We start from the raw sequence: 1,380 nt of genomic DNA on the forward strand, positions 1-1,380 counted from the left end.
TCTTTCAATGACCTTAGCCACCAAGCCAACAATCGCAATTGATGACCAATCCGGGGCATTAAATATTGCCATTATTTTAGGACAAGTCGCTAAAAACATGCTGCTGACACAAGCACCAATGCCAGTGAACCTAGTACGCTTTTCTCCGACCTCTCCACAAGCAGTGAATGTGAGAGTGAACAAAGAGATTTATCAGCAACAAGTCTTAATGCATCAAAATATTATTTATGCACCCGCAGCAGCGAATGGCTTTATCGTAAGTTATAACAATAACCGCTTCGATGTAATTACAGACTCTGAAAACGGTGCACAAACCTTTATGCATTTATGGGGAAAAATACAGCATAAAATCCCAAATAATGTGACTAAAATGCTGGTTTCTGAAAACGGCAATATTTATGTTCTTCAAAAATTAATTGTGGGTAATCAAAAAGCGCCATTAGTTCAGCAATCATCATTCTTTTTATTAGTTGTGATTATCTCTGCAATTATGATAATAGTGATCTTCTTGTGGTATTGGTTACGACGTAATAATGAAAAAACAGATACCAATTAAAATAACTGCTTTTATTATTTTAATTATATGTAGTGTGGTGGGTTATGCGGGGTTGTTCAAAAATCATGGGCAACCTCCCATTATTGAGGGTATCTTCTGGCAACCTGACAATGATACTACTCCTCCTAAAGGAAACTGGCATTACTTAGGAATAAATACTTTTGTCCCCCAATGGTCAGTCGTTGAATCTAAATCTTGGTGGAAAAACTCCAACCTCCCTCAATGGGAAAAAGCCATTGATTTACAAAAAATTAAACAGCAACCTTGGGCTAAAAATCTTATATTGGGGTTAGCAGGTGAATATAATGAACACGAAGCGCGTGCTAATGTCGTTGCTTTGGGAGAAAAATCTGCGCAAATTATTCAAGAACAAAATGATGCATCTTTAAAAGGCTATTATTTTCCAGTAGAAGCCGACCCAACATGGCTAAGAGTAAGTACCTTAGGACATGTTTTGGAAAAATTACCCTCTCCTATTTGGGTTAGTGTTTATAGTGGTGAAAGTGAACCTGAAAACTACGATTTATGGGTTAAAAGCTGGCTTCCTCAACAAGCAGGCGTTTTTTTCCAAGATGGTGTAGGTGTCGGAGTAAGAACTCCCGAACAAGCTAGACGCATTTTAGATCAACTTGAGCAGACACTTGGAAAAGATAAAACGGTTATTGTTTTAGAAGCATTTCGAACCAAGAAAAATGGTCAATTTCGTGCAGCCTATCCTTGGGAAATTATTTCTCAAATTAAGGCGTATGAAGGGAAAAAAATTTATATTTTTGATGGCCCCCACTATATGGGCCGATGGTCCGTTTATATTGTCGGTCTATGGT

General features: G+C 37.7%; 1 protein-coding gene and 1 pseudogene. Both read left to right on the plus strand.

The window, feature by feature from the left end:
* Positions 1 to 556, plus strand: a pseudogene (locus tag VXQ92_RS18030) (hypothetical protein); the annotation flags it as partial.
* A partial coding sequence (locus tag VXQ92_RS18035; RefSeq protein WP_088751023.1) for a hypothetical protein occupies positions 534 to 1,380 on the plus strand: 847 nt, incomplete at its 3' end. The pseudogene VXQ92_RS18030 and the gene VXQ92_RS18035, both read left to right, overlap by 23 nt.

This window comes from Acinetobacter sp. 228 (assembly GCF_048147885.1).